The organism is Paenibacillus sp. P36 (genome assembly GCF_045866505.1).
In the GTDB taxonomy this organism is placed as follows: Bacteria; Bacillota; Bacilli; order Paenibacillales; family NBRC-103111; genus Paenibacillus_E; species Paenibacillus_E chondroitinus.
Genome location: NZ_AP038372.1, coordinates 1,149,822 through 1,168,663 on the forward strand (window position 1 = coordinate 1,149,822; position 18,842 = coordinate 1,168,663).

Annotated in this window: 19 protein-coding genes; 15 read left to right on the forward strand and 4 right to left on the reverse strand. The window is 40.3% G+C overall.

Features of this window, described 5'->3' with window-relative positions:
* Positions 1-99 precede the first annotated feature (99 nt).
* The 5 genes from ACKTT9_RS05240 to ACKTT9_RS05260 all read left to right on the forward strand — a co-directional run bounded on the left by ACKTT9_RS05240 (position 100) and on the right by ACKTT9_RS05260 (position 5,344).
* The gene (locus tag ACKTT9_RS05240) at positions 100-1,206 is read left to right on the forward strand and encodes a GntR family transcriptional regulator (RefSeq protein ID WP_407870768.1); all 1,107 of its coding nucleotides are present in this window, start codon (positions 100-102) and stop codon (positions 1,204-1,206) included.
* 240 nt (positions 1,207-1,446) lie between these two features.
* Positions 1,447-2,889 (forward strand): ABC transporter substrate-binding protein, encoded by a 1,443-nt coding sequence (locus ACKTT9_RS05245; protein WP_407870769.1) that lies wholly within the window; start codon positions 1,447-1,449, stop codon positions 2,887-2,889.
* A gap of 90 nt (positions 2,890-2,979) precedes the next feature.
* On the forward strand, positions 2,980-3,867 hold the full coding sequence (locus tag ACKTT9_RS05250; protein ID WP_407870770.1) for a carbohydrate ABC transporter permease: 888 nt from the start codon (positions 2,980-2,982) through the stop codon (positions 3,865-3,867).
* A 19-nt stretch (positions 3,868-3,886) separates the two neighbouring features.
* Positions 3,887-4,720 (forward strand): carbohydrate ABC transporter permease, encoded by an 834-nt coding sequence (locus tag ACKTT9_RS05255; protein WP_127457396.1) that lies wholly within the window; start codon positions 3,887-3,889, stop codon positions 4,718-4,720.
* A gap of 126 nt (positions 4,721-4,846) precedes the next feature.
* Positions 4,847-5,344 (forward strand): DinB family protein, encoded by a 498-nt coding sequence (locus ACKTT9_RS05260; protein WP_407870771.1) that lies wholly within the window; start codon positions 4,847-4,849, stop codon positions 5,342-5,344.
* Between the two features lie 84 nt (positions 5,345-5,428).
* On the opposite strand, the gene map is transcribed toward ACKTT9_RS05260, so the two are convergent.
* Positions 5,429-6,175, reverse strand: a complete 747-nt coding sequence (map, locus tag ACKTT9_RS05265) for a type I methionyl aminopeptidase (protein WP_407870772.1) — start codon at positions 6,173-6,175, stop codon at positions 5,429-5,431.
* A gap of 7 nt (positions 6,176-6,182) precedes the next feature.
* Positions 6,183-6,767: a TetR/AcrR family transcriptional regulator gene (locus ACKTT9_RS05270; RefSeq protein ID WP_407870773.1), complete on the reverse strand. Its 585-nt coding sequence runs from the start codon at positions 6,765-6,767 to the stop codon at positions 6,183-6,185.
* Between the two features lie 186 nt (positions 6,768-6,953).
* On the opposite strand from ACKTT9_RS05270, the gene ACKTT9_RS05275 reads away from it, so the two are divergent.
* The 6 genes from ACKTT9_RS05275 (at position 6,954) to ACKTT9_RS05300 (ending at position 12,622) form a co-directional block, all read left to right on the forward strand.
* Complete coding sequence (locus ACKTT9_RS05275) at positions 6,954-7,349, forward strand: VOC family protein (protein WP_407870774.1); 396 nt, start codon at positions 6,954-6,956, stop codon at positions 7,347-7,349.
* A gap of 656 nt (positions 7,350-8,005) precedes the next feature.
* Positions 8,006-9,478: a stalk domain-containing protein gene (locus ACKTT9_RS05280; RefSeq protein WP_407870775.1), complete on the forward strand. Its 1,473-nt coding sequence runs from the start codon at positions 8,006-8,008 to the stop codon at positions 9,476-9,478.
* 293 nt (positions 9,479-9,771) lie between these two features.
* A complete protein-coding gene (locus ACKTT9_RS05285) occupies positions 9,772-10,548 on the forward strand; it encodes a hypothetical protein (RefSeq protein WP_407870776.1) in 777 nt (258 codons plus the stop codon).
* 326 nt (positions 10,549-10,874) lie between these two features.
* The gene (locus ACKTT9_RS05290; protein WP_407870777.1) at positions 10,875-11,426 is read left to right on the forward strand and encodes a cupin domain-containing protein; all 552 of its coding nucleotides are present in this window, start codon (positions 10,875-10,877) and stop codon (positions 11,424-11,426) included.
* Positions 11,427-11,615: 189 nt separating this feature from the next.
* Positions 11,616-12,278, forward strand: coding sequence for a signal peptidase I (gene lepB, locus ACKTT9_RS05295; protein WP_407870778.1), 663 nt, complete (start codon positions 11,616-11,618; stop codon positions 12,276-12,278).
* Positions 12,279-12,319: 41 nt separating this feature from the next.
* Positions 12,320-12,622 (forward strand): hypothetical protein, encoded by a 303-nt coding sequence (locus tag ACKTT9_RS05300; protein ID WP_407870779.1) that lies wholly within the window; start codon positions 12,320-12,322, stop codon positions 12,620-12,622.
* Between the two features lie 304 nt (positions 12,623-12,926).
* Here the strand turns inward: ACKTT9_RS05300 and ACKTT9_RS05305 are convergent, their stop codons facing one another.
* Entirely contained in the window at positions 12,927-14,048 is a 1,122-nt protein-coding gene (locus ACKTT9_RS05305) for a DUF4303 domain-containing protein (RefSeq protein WP_407870780.1), read from the reverse strand.
* 251 nt (positions 14,049-14,299) lie between these two features.
* On the opposite strand from ACKTT9_RS05305, the gene ACKTT9_RS05310 reads away from it, so the two are divergent.
* From ACKTT9_RS05310 to ACKTT9_RS05320, 3 genes are all read left to right on the forward strand, one after another.
* The gene (locus tag ACKTT9_RS05310; protein WP_407870781.1) at positions 14,300-14,824 is read left to right on the forward strand and encodes a hypothetical protein; all 525 of its coding nucleotides are present in this window, start codon (positions 14,300-14,302) and stop codon (positions 14,822-14,824) included.
* 166 nt (positions 14,825-14,990) lie between these two features.
* Complete coding sequence (locus tag ACKTT9_RS05315) at positions 14,991-15,446, forward strand: NUDIX hydrolase (protein WP_407870782.1); 456 nt, start codon at positions 14,991-14,993, stop codon at positions 15,444-15,446.
* A gap of 269 nt (positions 15,447-15,715) precedes the next feature.
* The gene (locus ACKTT9_RS05320) at positions 15,716-16,354 is read left to right on the forward strand and encodes a hypothetical protein (protein WP_407870783.1); all 639 of its coding nucleotides are present in this window, start codon (positions 15,716-15,718) and stop codon (positions 16,352-16,354) included.
* 14 nt (positions 16,355-16,368) lie between these two features.
* On the opposite strand, the gene ACKTT9_RS05325 is transcribed toward ACKTT9_RS05320, so the two are convergent.
* Positions 16,369-16,980 carry a hypothetical protein gene (locus tag ACKTT9_RS05325; protein WP_407870784.1) on the reverse strand — a complete coding sequence of 204 codons (612 nt, stop codon included), beginning with the start codon at positions 16,978-16,980 and terminating at the stop codon, positions 16,369-16,371.
* 164 nt (positions 16,981-17,144) lie between these two features.
* Between ACKTT9_RS05325 and ACKTT9_RS05330 the strand changes: the two genes are divergently transcribed.
* Entirely contained in the window at positions 17,145-18,287 is a 1,143-nt protein-coding gene (locus tag ACKTT9_RS05330; protein WP_407870785.1) for a hypothetical protein, read from the forward strand.
* Positions 18,288-18,842: the final 555 nt, after the last annotated feature.

The following is an 18,842-nucleotide window of genomic DNA, read 5'->3' on the forward strand; positions in this document are numbered from 1 at the left end:
TGTTTTTTTTCATTGACCGTTGGATAATAGATTAGAATTGATATTCATCCCTGAAATGATATATTAAGTATATCAACATAAAGCGTTAGGGTGAATAAAATGGAGACGCATTTATACAAACAGTTGTATACGCATATCGTGCATGAGATTCAACAGGGGAAATTAAAGACTGGGGATCGTGTTTCATCCGAAAAAGAATTGGCCGAACAATTTGGTGTTAGCCGCATTACTTCTAAAAAGGCGCTCGAAAGGTTGGCAGAAGCGGGTGTTATCAAACGTATCCAGGGAAAAGGGTCGTTTGTGGCGAATGGTTATACTTCGAGTTTGGAGCAAATGCGCCAATCGGAGGAAAGAACGAATGCGGAGATCCCTGCTCAAGAAAGACCCCTCATTGGATTAATTATTCCAGGTTTTTCGGATGAATATGGTTTGAAGCTTCTTCAATCCATGGAAAAACAGAGCGCGCGGCATGGGTGCGATTTAATCATCAAGAGGACTGGAGGCAGCAAAGAGGATGAAGAGCATGCGATCCAACTTTTTGTTAGATTAGGTGTCAAAGGATTAATCGTGACCCCCGTCCATGGCACGCATTATAATGCGGAACTCATTCGTCTGGTTTGGGGCAAGTTTCCTGTTGTATTGGTCGATCGGTATTTGAAAGGCATTCCGGTATGTTCCGTTTACACGGATAATAGAAAAGCTGCGGAAGAACTTACGCTTCATCTCATCGAGAAAGGCCATCAAAACATCGGCTATTTATCTCCACCGGTTGAGAATACGTCAGCGCTGGAAGATAGGCTCTTGGGATATACGTTGGCTTTTACCCGGGAAGGATTGAAGTTAGATCAGGACTATTGTTTAACGAATATTACGGGGACCCGTTCAGGTTCATGGGCAGAGGATTTAGAGACGCTCAAAAGTTTTTTGGAACAAAACATCCATGTAAAAGCATTTGTTGTTTCGGAATATTTGGTCGCCACCATGTTGGCTCAAGCCATTGATACACAAGGAAAGAGGTTGGAGACCTACGATATCGTGTGCTTCGACTCCTTAAACGATTTTTTGGGAAAACCAATTTTCACTCACATTAGGCAAGATGAGAAACGGATGGGCGAAGAAGCGGTGGATTTGTTGATCTCGCAGTTATATGGAGAAGATGTCTCTGAACAGAGAATTGTCGAACATAGGATGATTGTGAAAGAATAGCAAGTAAAATTTATGAACAGAGAAACCATGGAATACAAATTCCATGGTTTTTGTTTTTCTAATTTCTCTATCGCTGTCTACTACCGTCGAAAATGTAAATTTTTGTACAAGCATGTCGCAAAATCGTAGTGGACATGGTAGATTTGCCCATATTATTATACTTAGTATACAAACACATTTACCGGCTTGTTTGTATCAGGAAGTGTCATACTATTCTTACTTTTCTGAGGAGGTAACAGTATGTATCGGAGTAATAAAAAAATGTTATCCATCTCCACCTGTGTCTTGTGTGCAACTGTGTTATTCGGCTGTTCGAAGGGGACTGAAACGACAAACACCACAGCCAGTACAACGGCCCCGGCAGCAACTAGTGCAGCTACAGCTGCAGCAAAGGAAACGAAAGCACCCGATGCTGCAAAAAAAACCATCACCATCACATATAGAGACGATGGTACTGGTGAGAACGGAACGCTCTTCAAATGGTTTAAAGATGCGGCTGCCAGCTATCCGAACAAAGATGTCATCATCAAGCAGACGCCGATCCAGGCTTCTGAAGGTGATTACTTCGCGAAGATTGCGCTAGCCCTCAAATCCAAAGACACAGCACCGGATATCGTTACAGAAGACACCTTCATGTTAAACTCCGATGCCAGCGCCGGACTCTTGTCTCCTTTGGATGACAAAGTAAAAACCTGGGCCGACTGGACAAATGGTTCCTTCATCGAAGCGATGAAAAAAGGGGTAACAGCCGCCGACGGTAAAATTTACGGCGTACCGTATAACACGGACTCCCGGGGACTCTGGTACAACAAGCAAATTTTCAAACAAGCCGGATTGCCTGAAGATTGGAAACCAAAAACTTGGGATGAAGTCTTGAGCGCAGCAAGAACAATCAAGGAAAAAGCAGCCAAGGACGTTGTACCTTTCTGGATGAACATGGGTAAAGCAACTGGTGAAGCGACTTCCATGCAAACTTACGAAATGCTGCTTTACGGGACAGGCGAAAGACTTTATGATGACGCGACTTCGAAATGGACGGTTAAAAGTCAAGGCATTATGGATGCGCTTACATTCGTCGACACCATTAACAAAGAGAAACTTGGTCCTCCTCTTTCCAAAGTATTGAACGGCCAAGCGGGCAACTCCTCTGCTCGTGAATATTTGCCAAAAGGCAAACTCGGCATCTCCTTGGACGGCTCCTGGATTGCAGGCAACTATTTGCCGAATGGTGCAGCTCCATGGCCGGAGTATAAAGACGTGCTGGGCTTTGCTCCAATGCCGACAAGTAAAGGTCAAGCTCCAGGTTCCATTACTTTAGCCGGCGGATGGGCGTTGTCTGTTCCTGCTAACGCTCAACATAAAGACGAGGCTTGGGACTTCATCAAATATGCCCTTAACAAAGAAAACTCGCAAAAACTTGTAATTGCAGGCGGTAACATTACGGTTCGGGCCGACGTTGCCAAAGATCCGGGCTATACGCAAATGCCGTTTAATGCCATTTCTACGGATTATTTGAAAAATGCGGAGTTCCGACCTGCTCGTGATAAATATCCAGAAGTATCCACACAAATACAGGCTATGGTTGAGTCTGTGGCGACAGGCACCTCACCTGCCGATGCGATGAAGAAGTATCAGCAAGACGTAACCCGCATTGTTGGAGAGGATAAAGTCAGCGTGAAGTAATGGCAACACCTTGCCCTGGCGCCCTATTTCAAAATACGGGGGTCAGGGCAAGCTCGCTTTGCCCTACATCCAGGGAGAAAGGAGAGAACTATGATGAGCAGTTCGGCAATCCCGATAACCTCTAGAAAGACGTACACATGGTTGTATTTTTTATTTCCTTCGTTGGCCGTTATGCTGGTTTTCTTCATTTATCCGATCTTGCTAACGTTTTTCTACTCATTTACGAACTTGGCATTGACCGGAGAATCGGCCAAACAGCTGAAATTTGTTGGTTTTGACAACTATGTCCGCATGTTTGCGGATCCAACCGTACGAGTCAGTATCTGGAACACGTTAATTTTCCTGATCGGCTCAGCTGTCATCGGTCAACAAGTGCTGGGATTTCTAATCGCAATCTTGATGAAACGTAAAAATAAAACGTTCCGCCGTGTGATTGGAACTGTCGTTCTCGCCGGTTGGGTCACACCTGAAATTGTCTGTGCATTATGTCTCTACAGTTTTTTCAGCGACGAGGGTACGTTAAACGCCATTCTAAGTACACTAGGCATACCCACGGTCACATGGCTATTCACCGTTCCGATGCTCACGATTATTTTAGCGAACGTCTGGCATGGAACAGCCTTCTCTATGCTTGTGTTTCAAGCAGCACTTGACGATGTGCCGAAAGAAATCGAGGAAGCGGCGCTTGTCGACGGAGCATCACGTTGGAGAATTTTAACTTCCATTATTCTTCCTTATATTAAAGGAACGATTACTACCAATGCGATGCTGGTCACTTTGCAGACCCTAGGCGTTTTTGGCCTCATCTATGCGATGACCGGCGGGGGTCCAGGCACGGCAACGACGACCTTACCTATCTTTATGTATAACCAGGCCTTCATTAACTATCAGCTCGGTTACGGCACGGCCATTTCTTTATTGCTCTTGCTTCTGGGTATTGTGTTGAGTTTGTTCTATATTCGCACTTTAAAAGAGTAAAACCACAAGGAGAGTTGGTATGACTGAGATCTACCGTAAAGTCGTTTATCGCACCTTGCCCTACGCAGCCCTCACCTTTATCGGCATTTGTTTCCTGCTACCACTCTTATGGGTGCTAGTTGCCTCCGTGGATCCTAACGCCATGCAATCGCTGAAGGTCCCCAGCTCTTTGACAGCAGGCAACTATATCGATGTGATCACTAGTCGCGCGAACCAGCGCGCATTTCTAATAGGACTCTTCATTTCGGTCGGTCAAGCTTTGATTGTCGTTATAATAGGTCTGCTAGCGGCTTATCCACTGTCTAGATATCAATTGAAGTATAAAAAGCCGTTCATGTTGACCATCTTATTCATGACCTCACTGCCAATCACAGCCGTTATGGTCCCTGTGTATCAGTTATTTTTGACTTTAAAGCTTTATGACAATATCTTCGGCGTCATTCTTTTTAAAGTCGCGTCGGCCATGCCTTATGGCATCTGGATGCTCAAAAATTTCATGGATTCCGTACCGAACGAGTTAGAAGAAGCGGCATGGGTGGACGGTGCGTCCATTCTAGCAGGCATCCGCAGGATCGTCACTCCATTGATGATTCCGGGCATATGCACGGTTGCTATCTTTACCTTCTCCGGTAGCTGGGGCAACTTTTTCGTTCCCTACATTCTCTTGAGTACGCCTGAGAAGTTCCCGGCAGCGCTCAAGCTATATCAATTCTTTGGGCAGTACGGCATGGTGAGTTATGGGAAATTAGCAGCGTTTTCTACGCTCTATGCCATTCCGTCCGTTATCATGTATATTCTCTCTCAGCAATTTATGTCCAAAGGTTTTGGCCTTCAAGGCGGGACTAAAGGGTAGGGTGAATGGTTACCATGCTTTACTTAAAGTTGAGCGATCCAGAAACTTATTTGAGAGGCAGTGTAGCCTCGCTTTAACGGACTGAAAATTAACAGATGCAGCGAGTAAATGGAGGAGAGGGAATCTATGATGAAACGATTGATCGTCGGAGACTTCATGCATGAGCTAGCCACTACGCGCCGCATCCTGGAGCGTTTGCCCGAGGAGCATATGGCGTGGAGGCCTCATGTAAAATCGATGACACTGAGCGGGCTGGCCACGCATCTGATCAACCTGCTGAACTGGCAAGTGGCTATTTTTCTTTACCCGGAATTCGATCTTTCAACCGTTCCGCTTCGGCGCGAACCTTTGGAAAGACGCGATGACATGCTGGAGGAATTCGACGCGAATGTCACCAAGCTTGAAAATCTTTTAGCCGAATGTGACGAGTTAACGCTCGGCGAGGAATGGACCTTGCGGAACGGCGACCATGTCATCCTGCGCCAACCACGGGCGATTGCGCTTCGCACCTTCGGAATAAGCCATATGGTTCACCACCGGGCGCAGCTCGGCGTTTATTTGCGGCTTCTCGATATTCCGGTGCCGGGAATGTACGGTCCCTCGGCCGATGAGGAAGTCAAATAAACGAAGACTCGACGGCATTGAACTAAACGATAGCAAAATAAACAGGGAGCAGATTGCCGTGGCAGCTGCTCCCTGTTTTCGTATTTATTGCGCGGTCAAAATTTGTGGACCTTCAGCCGTGATGGCGATTGTATGCTCGTATTGAGCGGCCAGTTTGTTGTCTATCGTCCGTGCGGTCCAACCGTCCGGATCGATGGTCATGAAGTAGCTGCCTTCGGTGATCATGGGCTCAATCGTAAATACCATACCCTCCTTGATGCGGAGGCCTTTTCCAGGTTTGCCGACATGCATATAAGTCGGCTCTTCGTGCAGGTCTCGACCGATGCCATGGGCGAGAAGGTCGCGCACGACGCCGAAACCGCGTGATTCCGCATGGCGCTGAATCGCGCTCGTCACGTCGCCGAGTCGATTGCCGGGGCGCGCCTGCTTGATGCCCAGGTCAAGACATTCCTTCGTGACGCGCATCAACTTCTCGGCCGTCGGCGAGATCTGCCCGACTGCGTAACTCCAGGCCGAATCACCTAGCCAGCCATTGAGCTCAGCGACAGTGTCAATCGTCACGATATCGCCTTCCACAAGGGGCTTATTGCTAGGGAAGCCATGTGCGATCACATCGTTGGCGGAGGCACAGGTTGCATAGGGATAGCCCTTATAGCCTTTTTGGTATGGCTTTGCGCCGTGCTTCAACATAATGTCCTCGAAGATGCGATCAATCTCGTAGGTAGTGATACCCGGTTTGATAAGCGGGGCGATTGTACGATGGCATTCAGCCACCACTTGGCATGCTTTACGGATAGCCTCAATTTCATGCTTGCTTTTTAAAATGACCATGTTCGTATCAGAGCTCCTTCGTAATAGCTTGCATAGCGAGTCGGGCGATTCGATCAACGTCCAGGTCGGAATTACCTGCATAGTAATGCAGTCCACAGCAACCAACAAGCACGGCAAGCATATGGTCTAAGTTGTCGTCTTCGCACTGGGCGATTGATTGGAGTGGAACATATAGCCGTTCCATAAATTTTCTTTTGGCGTGTTGTCGATCCCTCTCAGGCAAACCTGCATAATGTTCCGCTGCCATTTTGTAGACGAGATATGCGCGGGCGTCCGACTGCCACAGCTGAAGCAGTGTTTTACAATATGTCAACAGCTGCTGGTCATCCGGGGGGTTGCCGCTGCTTTTCGCCCATTTTGCGATAACTTGCTCGCATCGTTCGAACCCGCTTTCTAACACATCTTCTATTAATAAATGCCGGTTGGGGTAATAATGGTATACTGTACCATAACCAAGGCCTGCTTCGCGGGCGACGTCGCGAACGTCAAAACTTCCACCCGTGCGAAAGTAGGAGAGCGCGGCGACGTCCAGGATCTGTTCTTTGCGCTGTATGCGTATGAGCTCATTTTGTTCTTTGGTACGGGGGGACATAACGTGTTAACCTCCTAGTATAGACCTGCAAATTTGTCGATATAAAAATAGTAACGCATGATGGTAAGAAATGCAAAAGATTTGTTGTTCAATTACGACATGACGGCAGCCCGCATCTTGAAGTAACGGGAGTTAAGTTGAATATTGGATATAATATGATGCAATAGTTTAAAGGAGGAGTATGAAATGGAGAAAGTAATACCTTTTTTAATGTTTCAAGATGGCAAGGCGGAAGAAGCGATGATTTTTTATACTTCGCTCATTGAGGATTCTGAAATTACAAGGATTGTTAGGTATGGTCCTAATGAAGCTGGAGATGAAGGAACCATCATGCAGGCCACTTTTACATTAAAAGGGCAGGAGTTTATGTGTATTGACAGTCATGTTAAACATGCATTTTCCTTTACGCCTTCGTTTTCGATTTATGTTGCTTGCAATACGGAGGAAGAAATTGATGAGCTTTTTGGGAAACTTAATGAAGGGGGACAGGCTCTAATGCCATTAGGTAACTATGGGTTCAGTAAAAAGTTTGGTTGGCTGAATGACCGATTTGGGGTTTCGTGGCAAATAAATTATCTGTAGATTCATGTTAACTAATGGGAGTAGTTAGTTAAGTCAGTTTATGGAGCAGATGCTGTCATGGCATCTGCTCTTTCTGTCGTTAAGCTAACGAGAATAGTGGAGTATTGCAGTCAATTTCTCATAAGCCATTTCCTTTTTTTTACAACTAATTGGAATATACCATTATAAGAACTGAAGAACCAAGATCTGGTTATCATGATGGGCATGGAAATTGGGATTTTGCTATGAAAGTGCTCTGTGATTGTAAATACCATTTTTGGAATGAAGGAGCAGGAAGGGTAAGCGGAATGAATTGGTATATCTTTTACCTGGATAAGAAATTATTGGGATGGTCTATAGCTAGTTCTCGTAGTGGTACCTAATTCGAAGTTTTGTTATGGATCAAATTCCACTAACGCAGAATGTCGATTTCAAAGAGTTGTTCTTTCCCAATCCAACGGCGAAATTAACGGTGAAAATTAGTTCAATGAAACAGCGACAGTCTAGGACTTTTTTTTGTCCTTAGCTGTCGCTGTTCCATTTCCTAGGTCGAACTTTATTTCTGCTGATATTGAAATAAACAGGCCCTATTCTTTATGTAAACTTGATTAGACATGTGTTGTGATTTGTTGGAAAATGTTACTCAGTGCATTCTACGAACTGGAGGAATATAAAAGATGGAAAATACGGGACTTAGTATGGAGCACTATCGATCTGATGGGCTTAGTGGCGATATTCAAATTCGGCAAAATCCTATAATCTTTAGAATTTTAGTGACGTCGATATTCGCATTACTCATAGTGTTCCTTTGTCCTTCGCTTACGAAGGCAAGTGCATCAAATGGTAATATTAATGTATTATTGAACGGAAAAATTTTATTGTTTAAAGATCAATCTCCAGTGAACATCCAGGGCACTGTTTTTGTCCCCATGAGAGGTATCTTTGAGGCTCTTGGAGCCAAGGTAACCTGGAATGAGAAAGAGAGATCAGTAACGGGCACTCTACAAAATAAGTCTGTTTATTTGAGGTTAGATTCGCGTGAAGCGATTATAAATGGCGATAGCGTGCGTCTAGCGGATCCTCCCGTTCTATTGAATACAACGACTATGGTACCAATTCGTATCGTAAGCGAGGGATTAGGAGCTGAAGTATTGTGGAGTGGAGAAAACCAAACTGTCTTTATTTCCCCCATAATCCCAGGATCGGACTCAAAAGTGGAGCCAACTGCTGACAAAGATGAAAACACTGCATACGGGAATGCCACCTCAAATACACAACAATTGGGACTTGTTGTCGAGAAGGATGGGTGGATATACTATGTCTCCGTCAGTGAACAGGGCAAATTTGAACTTGGACGTATGAGAACGGACGGCACTGGCTATCAAAAGCTACTTGAAAAAGGTGTTTGTTCCTTAAATGCAGTTGATGACTGGCTATTATTTAAAGGTTGTGTTGGGGATAGAAGTGATCATATTTATAAAATGAGATATGATGGAACGGAGCTTACAGAGGTTGATAAAAATACAGTTTTTGTTCGCTGGATGTATTACTACAATGGCTGGATATATTATGTATCAGCCGATAAAAATGGTATTAATCGAATGAGAATGGATGGAACTTCAAATGAGGAAATTAGCGCAGATTTTCTTATTAATGTCTCATCCACGATTGGAGATGGCTGGATCTATTATACAGATTCTCTTAATAAAAAGTTGAAAAAAATGAGGCTAGACGGGTCAGATGCACAAACTATTTTCGAAGACAGGATTGCGCTTGCTTTAGTTGTCGACCAGGGATGGGTATATTTCTCTGAACAGCCAGCGGGGGGATCCTTAATAGAGAGGGTAGTTACAAGAATGCGATTAGACGGTACGGAAGAAGAACGGATAGTAGGTGGTGACGAACTTATAAGTGTAAATAACTTTACCGTACAAAACGGTGTGATTTATTACGTGAATCTTTACGATATGTGTCTATATAAGCGAAATATTGAAGATGATAGTGCGGCCACCATGGTCACGAACAAACAGATAAAAAGGATCTATACGATTACAGATGGCTTGTACTTACAGTCCTATGAAGGAGATTGGTACTTTATTGATAAAGATGGAAATATTTCTTTTAGTAGGCCAGTTCGTTCAGTACAGTAGAAGATTTTTTTATACGACTTGACCTCTACTACCAATATCAGTCGATAATTATATTTGTTAATATTGATTTTGGTACATATTAGAGAAGAAAGAGGTAACCTGTCTACTGGAATTATACAAGTTGCTTACGTTCATGGAATACGAGAGCAATTACACGACGAAGAAGCGACGTGCACGATTGATATTCTTGATGAGAAGCACGTATCAAACCCTTTAAGTCCAGGCTTCGCAGCTCGTAGGCAAGAAATCTAGCACACCAGAAAAAACTACATTAAAAGGGGATCAAGTAAAAAATGAGTGACTTATTTTTAATTCTAGTACTTATCAGCATCGTGGGTATATTCAGTCCAACACTACTAAGTAAGTTTATCAAAAAGGTGTTAAAGCGCAGATACTACGTGCTTGCAACCATCGTGTTTTTTGTAGCTTTCGGCGTTTCGTCTGACAAGGAAACAGCTAAGTCCACTAGTTTGCCGATAGCGACGACACCGGCAAAAGCTATACCTGCAGCTACTATAGATCCTGTGAAAGCTAAAGCCGATGCTGATGCAAAATTGAAAGCTGACGCAGAGAAGAAAGCTAAAGAGGAAGCCGATGCTAAAGCCAAAGCCGAAGCAAATGCAGAAGACATGTCAGCCATGGAACCTGGCAAAAAGCTAATGGTCGTTACGGATGTATTCGATGTTATTGGGAAAACAGAAGCAGAAGTCATTGATTGGAAGGGTGAGCCGGAAGAAACCCGTAAATCTGAATTCCGATTAAGTGGAACGAATATAAAGGTTCCGGCAAAAACTTTGGTATATTCTAAATTCGGAGACTATGAATATTTTCTAGTAGATGGAAAGGTGCAAAGATTTACCTATACCACGAATCCGAATATCGTTTGGGGATTTGAAGAAAAAAACCTCCATGACTTTATGTACAACTTTGGGCTTAAGGATGCAAAGCTAGTCGAGAAAAATGAGAAAGTCGCCGTATATAAGCATGATAAGCTATATGATATTAGGGTGTTTAATGATGGCGGGAATATTAGCTATCTTTACATCATTGCTGACGAAAAATATAAATAATGTTCTTAATTTGATTGAAGCAAATAAAGATCCGAGCATGAGGATTAAATGAAAAGTCTTGTGTAAAAGCCACTCTGCTCTGTTTTATAAATTGACAAAGAAACATTTGAAACGCTTAATGTTTATAATGTTTGATATGATGTGACACGATTAATGAACCCTCCTAAACGTTTACCGTTCGGGTGGGTTTTTTATTGCAACATACCGATCAACCGTTACGCTAACGGGTAGATTACTATATAGGCTTTTGCTCATTTTTCAATCCTTTAATTAGGCAACCGCATAGGATAAAAGGTAAACAATGAAATCATTGGAGGAACATGAATATGTACCGTAATTCGTACTATCACTATCAATGGCTTAATCCTATGCATTGCAACTGGAATAACCTAAGATGGAATTATAATTGGTATCCTCATTATTACAATTGGAACAATACCAACTGGAATCGTTATGAAAACATTAAATTGACAGATTATGGGCCAAGACCATTTGTAGTGAATATTGACCAAGCTACTAAGCAAAACGATAATTACCGAACCGCTTTATGGACAGGGAAACACTATCAAGTGACCCTAATGAGTATTAATGTTGGAGATGACATTGGTTTAGAAGTTCATCCCACAACGGATCAATTCATACGTATTGAAGAAGGTCAGGGCCTTGTTCAAATGGGTGATAGTAAAGAAAATTTGGATTTTCAAGAAATGGCCTTTGATGACTATGCAATTATGATACCTGCTGGAAAATGGCACAATGTAACTAATACAGGTAATAAACCACTTAAAATTTACGTTATCTATGCACCACCTCAGCATCCATATGGTACAGTTCATGAAACCAAAGCAATTGCAATGGGATCTGAAGAAAACCACTAAATTTATGGTTTAACGTCAAAGACGGGTCATTCCGCTAATACAGAACTATAGAACAACGACACCAGGCTGCCGATATTATGGCAGCCTTTAATGTAAACATTGATTATGAGCGGAATTTCATAAGAATGTTGGAATTTTTTGGAGAAATACCTCCGAAATTGAGTATTATCTAAAATAGGGGGGATACCAATGAAGAAGTCATTAGTCATTGTTTTCTTTTTTCTGTTTGTTCTCGGCTGCAGTGAACAAAGCATTACTGATTCAATCACTCTAGAGTCGCCAAAGAGAGTTGAAATGAAACAGGGCCTAATTGCTGTTGAAAATCATAACGATGGAATGGCGCGTCACAACTTAGAATACATCTCCAAAGACAAAGGGAAGATAGCTGTTGACCCGAATTATTTCAAGGAGAATGAATATAATCGCGGTGATGTAATTTATTATAAAACTCCTGCAATTAATATAAACAAATATCCACGGCTAAATCCGCTTGAGTTTAACATATCAAGGGTTATTGCTCTTCCAGGCGAAGAGATTGAAATAAAGAAAGGTCAGGTTTATGTTAATGATAAAAGGTTAGATACCTTTTATGGTAAGGCCCTAAGTTGGGGGCTCGAAGAAGAAGAGTATTTTAAGACAGTTAACAAACCAGGCGCAGCTATATGCGATGAATCATGCCAAAAAACCATGAAAGAATACTTTAGCATGGAAATGGATAAGGTTAGAGTGCCTGAAGGGCATCTCTTTGTAATGGGGGATACGTGGTGGAGAAGTATTGACAGTCAAATTTTTGGTTCTTTGCCTTTCGCCAATGTCAAGGGAAGAGTATTGGGATATGCTAGTAACGAATAGCTTTCAGAATCCAAACCATTGATCGGAAAGGGTGAGATGCTATGTCTTATAGAAAAGCTATCGTTGTATGTCTACAAATTATGGTTTCAATTGCTCTTCCATTTCTGCTGTATCAGATATATGATGATTATTTTCATGAGTACTATATTCATGGATTTCTTGCCGGTTTAGGTCCACTATTGGCTGCTGCAGGGATGTTATTACTAAATTTAGCTTTTCTTAGTCCGCTACTGTATGTGCTTTGTAAAAAATACGTCGATAGTGTTTTATTACTTCTACTGCCTCCGATTTTTATTGGGATCTCTGCTTTTTGTCAGTATGGCATCATGGTCGCACTAGACTAAATAAATGACAAAAACAAAGTAGGTATAAACTAGTTAACATGTATCAACTATACTAGAAGTAATTACTCCATAAAATTAGCAGGCTGCCGGTTAGAACGGCAGCCTTACTATGCTAACTGGCAGTTATGCTGCACAAGAGGTGTTTTTACTGAATAACTTGAATATGTCTGAAAACGTGTTGGTGGAGGTTGCTAATTGGCTATTGAAAAGCTTCTTGATTTTAGGAAGGAAATGCGTGAAGAGTTATGGATTGGGAAGATGATTTAGCTCTAAAAAACCAGCCTCTAGGCTGGCTACTGTTGAACTATGCAACATTCAAGATCTCTTTAATATCTTTGCTTATTGAAGCTGAAATTTCATTTGATTCATTATCCAAAGTCTCTAATATTAGCTTGCAACTATTAATTATTTCATCATCAGAATTATCTACAACAAATTCCAGAGCTTTTACATAAATAAAGATTTCATCTAGGTCTAGGTTATCTTCTAAGCCATTACCTAGTTTCTGATGTAGTCTACTTACACATTCCTTAGCTAGTTCGCGGCTATATCTCGCTAGACTCAAAAATACATCGTATTCCGTTTTCGTATATTGATAAGGAGACTTTTTATTAAATTCACTCTTGAATGCTTCTACCCAGTAGTCAAGGGACTCTTCAACAGTGTTGTTAGCTTGCTGAACTAAAATTGACTTAAACTCTTCATCCTTAACTCTCAGATCAGGAAAACATTGATAAAACAGTTCAGGATCAATTGTTTTTCTCATCACCAGACTGTAATCATTGTAATCATGTCCCGTAGCTGCGTAATATATGAAATCCTCAGTTTTGTTTAAATTGGAGAACGCATCTGCTTTAGCAAGCCGTTTAACTACATTTAGTGCAGCTAAGTAGTGACCGTCTTTAAATATTTTCTTCTCATATGCTACAACTGGAACATCATCGCTTAAAAACTCCTCAGCTTCTTCATCCTCATACGACAAATCTGAAGCCATTCTTTCAAACCCTTCAATTGTACTTGCTACTTCTCCCATATCGCTTGGATAGAATTGAAAAGCAAAATCCCCTTGGTTGTATTTCAAACTTTGTATCTGTGTATCAGAGTAGTTTGGATAGTGTTTCTTCACTGTGTTCTCTAAGCCAGCAATTGTATTCATGTAGACGTAGAAACTGTTGTATTCGTCAGCATATAAATTGAATGCATAGACATCAATATTGTTCTTGGAGATAGAGAAATTATTTATAATTCTTTTACATCCTTCAAATAATGCATCTTCTAGATTTTGGAAGGTTACTACTTTAGTTTCTAGTGGTGCTGACTCTGTGTACAACAGACGGTTATCATCAGTTTTGACATAGTAACCTTCACCTTTTAAAGCTTTATTTCCGTCTAGTAGCTGGCAAATTCCCGTATAATAAAGATTCATATTTTTCTCCTTTATTTTGTGCTATTTGAGCAAATTGAGTTTACATTCTCCTCCTGTTGCTAGTATACAACAAAAAAACAGGCTCTAGGCTGGCTTGTATTAAAATCAAATCTAACTCTACATAGTAGTTATGTAAATGTTCAATGGAAGGATGGCCGCGGCCATTAAGGTAAAGGGCAGATTACTTCAACGATTTCCGATATAATTTATGATAGTATTATTAGTTTATATGAACGTGGGTGAGATATCAGATGGAGTGGAACTCGCTATGCAGTATTGTTCGTTTCTGCCCAATGGAACAAGTATTTAACGAATGGAAAGCCCCAGAATTAAAGATAAAAGACCGTCCCCTCTACTACATGGGTGAAGGGATATTTATTGGCTTTACGGAAAGACAGTTCAACATAGAAAATCTTGATAGGATTGAGTATGGAGAAATTGGTGAGTACGCCTTAAACGTGTATGTGTACCGCTCAATGCTTGAAATCACTACTTCACTAAACTTACAGGGAATGGATTTTAGATTTGGAACCAGTCCTATAATCTTCCCGATTGGTAATGGTATTACATTTGGCATAAGTCATACGGAAACAATCAAGATTTTGAAATATAATAAGTTTTCATTTGACAGGTCTGAAATCAGAAGCTTCGATAAAGTATCAAATACCTTCAATTTTAAAAGTAATGTAATTCACTGTAATCAGCATACGTTAGAGTATTTTGGGGAGGAGAAGAAATCTACTTTTTTGGGCGGAGTTCAGTATAATTTACAGTAAGGATTGAACTAACGGAAAACGAGAGCTCAATTCATACAGATTAAGCAGACATCCATAAACGGCAACCTTTTTCATGATACCAAGCAGGATATTGAATTCATCTTCGTGAATACATGAGTTATGTTAGATGAACTTAACGAAGGCTAAAAGACAAAGGAGACTATTCATGGGATACATAATGGACTTAAGAAACTTTGTTGGCTCAAGCCCGCTAATAATGGTTGGATCATGTGTGCTTATTTTTAATCAAGCGGGGCAATTATTACTCCAAAGGAGAACCGATAGTAATGATTGGGGAACCATTGGAGGCTCATTAGAACTAGGCGAAACATTAGAAGAAGCAGCTGCTCGGGAACTTTATGAAGAAGCAGGATTGATTGCGGAATCCTTCAAATTCATCACGATTTTATCAGGGAAGGATATGTACTATAAATATCCTCATGGTGATGAAATCTATAATGTTATGGCAATTTATGAAGCCCAGAATGTACAGGGCAATCCTAAAGTAAATGACAATGAAAGCCATGAACTTAGATATTTTTCTTTGGAAGAACCAATAGAGGATTTGAATCCTTTTACAAAGCATTATCTTAAAAGAGCTGGATATATAGTAAAATGGTAAAATTTCATCTAGCTATTCGATAACAATAGCTCCATACACATCCAGGAAGAGGTTGCCCACAATCGGCAGCCTTTTTAGGTTAAAAAACAGTTTGGAGAGTGTGAAAATTGGTTGACAAAATCAAGCTATTCCAGTATTTTCTAATTAGACATTAATCTAATTAGATGAATAGTAAATTAATCTGGGTACTTTTATCGAAAGCAGTATGTTTAGTCACATCATTATAAGCCTTTACAGTTAACGATTCGTGGACTAGATTGGGGGAACTCATGTCAACGGTAGGAATCTTAGGAGTAGTTCATGACAATGAATTACGGAAGAAGTACCATTTAACTTTGGAAATAATAAGAGAGTTAATTCTAGAATTTAATCCAGATGTAATATGCGGTGAAGTACTTCCCGACAGTTGGGAGAAATACAAAAATGATCCCACACATCGAGGATATTGGGGCGAACCAGCAAGCGAGTACTGGGATTTAATTTTTCCGTTATGCGAAGAACTGAAAGTTGATTTTGTACCTATTGATTGGGTGGAACTTGATGTTTGGATGGATTTTGACCCATTCAAGAATCATAGTGAGTTACAACGAAGTGCTTTGATTGCTGCATCAGAGCAATGGTTTCAGAGACAACTTTCCACTTGGAATTCCAGTGCTATTCCTTTCAATTCAATAGAATACGACCATTTAACAAAACAAAAGTACAAATGGTTAGAGCAAATTAACCCTGAGTCACATGTATTTCGATGGGAGTGTAGACATCTAATAATGATTCAACGAATACATAACGCAATTAATAAGTATCCAGGGAAACGATTCTTATGTATCGTGGGTGCAGACCATAATCATGCGATATACGAAGGTTTGGTTAAAAATAAGGATATACAACTTGTATACCCTTTAAAATAATGAGAGTAGATGTCTTAATCAAATTGAACATTTTGATCCAAGATCACTTCTTTCGGTGGACTTTCCATTGGTGGAGCATAAGGGATCAAAGCGAAACGGACTTCATTCATATTGTCAGGTAAGCGTGGAGTAATTAAAAAGGTTATTTGAGAATGCCCACCACCGCCATGAGAACCATTCCTATGGACGTTGTATTGTTGACTACCACTAATATCAAGCAACAGTTGGGGGCGTATGTAACCAGTGCTTGCGTCGTTTTGAAGTTGCTGTATTTCAACGAATACAATGCTGCTGTTTTCATGTTGCATGGAATGTGTCAGGGAATACTCAAAACCATCAACGATGGATTTCTTCATAATAGGTAGCACGTTTAAAAGTTCGCCGGATTCGTTAAGCATAATTGGGGTGTTGCTTGAATTAAGACTGTTGAGCAACCAATTGATTTGTGGAATGTCTAGACCATATTGGTTCGACCATTCATGTACAAGTTCTCTAGAGGGAATGAGTCGCCTACCTTTAGATAATGCTTTGCGTTCAGTTAATAGTCGGATAAGGGATTCATCAATTACCTTGACTTCATCGTTGTATTCGTTCGGTATCATTTTCAGTTCAGACCAAGCCATCATTATATCCTCCTTGACTTCAATTGTATTCCTTTTCCAATTATAACAATAATAAAGCGGGAATAGAAAACCTGCTTTAGTTACAAAAAAAGGGAAAATTCAATCTGTTAAAGAATAGATTAAAGATGTAAATAGTTCGAAAAGATGATGTTACTGGTGGAAAGTAGGTGGTCACTTTGTTAAGTCGATTGGGTTTATTTATAGGGCTTTCTATCTTATTTTTAGCCATAGGATGTTCCTTCATATCCAACTCGAAAGAATCACCTAAGACAATAGGAGTTACCGTATCAGAGACCACAACAAAGAACCAAAGTGAGATATCACTTACCGATACACAAAAAAGATGGGAAAGTTACTTATACAGCATATTAATTCATCGTGAAATGAATTTATTATTTACACAACAGGATTTTGAAATAAATCTTGATGAATACATTAAGCAAGGAAAGATTTCAATAAAGGGGAACCCTTCAGAGATGGAGTCTATTAAAAATGATTATGACTCTTCTTATTTCGTAGACATGGATCAAGATGGTGTTGATGAACTTTATGTAATTACGTGTGAAGGTTCAATTAGACAATATTATGGGACGGTGTACAAAAAGGAGAATGAGGATTTCGTCGTGGCGAGTACATCTGAAGGGCATATTATTCCAGTTAAATATAATAAGGAAGTGCATTTTATAAGTATAGAAAGTGATTTTGAAACGAAGTTCACAAATGCAGTTATTGAATATGAGATAAATGATTTAGCTTTTAAACCCAAGGAGATATTGAATATAAAATATACTTATGAAGCATCAATGATTCCCGAAACAATGACGAAAATAATAGATGCTAGATATTTGAATACATTAAGCAAATACGAAATTGGGGATTCAAATACTGCGAGTATAACGAAAATATCTGAACAACCATCCTATGATGTACGAGTAATAGACGAAAAGTATAAGAACGTATTTAATTTTAATATAAAATTATGGCTTACTTCTGTGGGATATGCACCAAATCATTGGGAAATTAGCACTAAAGATGACAGTACACATCATTTTAAAGGCGTGGAAAAAATTGCATCAAATGCAGATGAAGGCACGGATGATTCAGTATGCTATGGTTTGAGATTCTACAAGGATGAGTCTGATCAATTATTTTTACTAAAAATATCGTATCCTTTTTATACAATGGAAGCTCGTAAAGATGGAGACCTGATACTGCAGTTGTTCAAGTTTAATAGAAATGATATTGAGGAAATTGATAAATTACGAATTGAGCCTAAGATTGAAGTTGATGTCGAGATGCTTAGCGCATAATGTGAGGGAGGCAGTAAAAGGTTCATTCTTGAAATTTAGAATTAAAGGTTTTATGTGAGGTGAAGCTTCCTTGAAAGATAGGAAATACCTTAATTATTTAATAATAAACTATTTAATTATTTTTGTTCCACCTTTATCAATGTCTCTTTTGTTTGACATTAATCACTACATAACTAATTATTATGAGGAATTTATAGGTTATTCAGTTGGGATAACTGGTTTAATCCTAGTAAATATACTAGATTTGATTGTTAAAAATGAGGTTGTTAATGGTCTTATTTTTTTGTTGATTAAGATATTAATTTTATATCCATTTTACATTACCATTGTTATTAAATGGCGAAAGTTAAAATGGATAACATACTTGATTAGTACATTGACTAGTTTGTGGGGGATAGTGTTTGGATTCTTTTGGATGGCTGCCAGCATGCAGTAAGGAGCTATATTAAGCTAAGGGGAAATATAGTTAAATAACGACACCGCGGCAGCCGACACATATGATCGGCTGCTGTTTATGTTAACGGGCAATTTTATACGGTAAATATGATATTATTA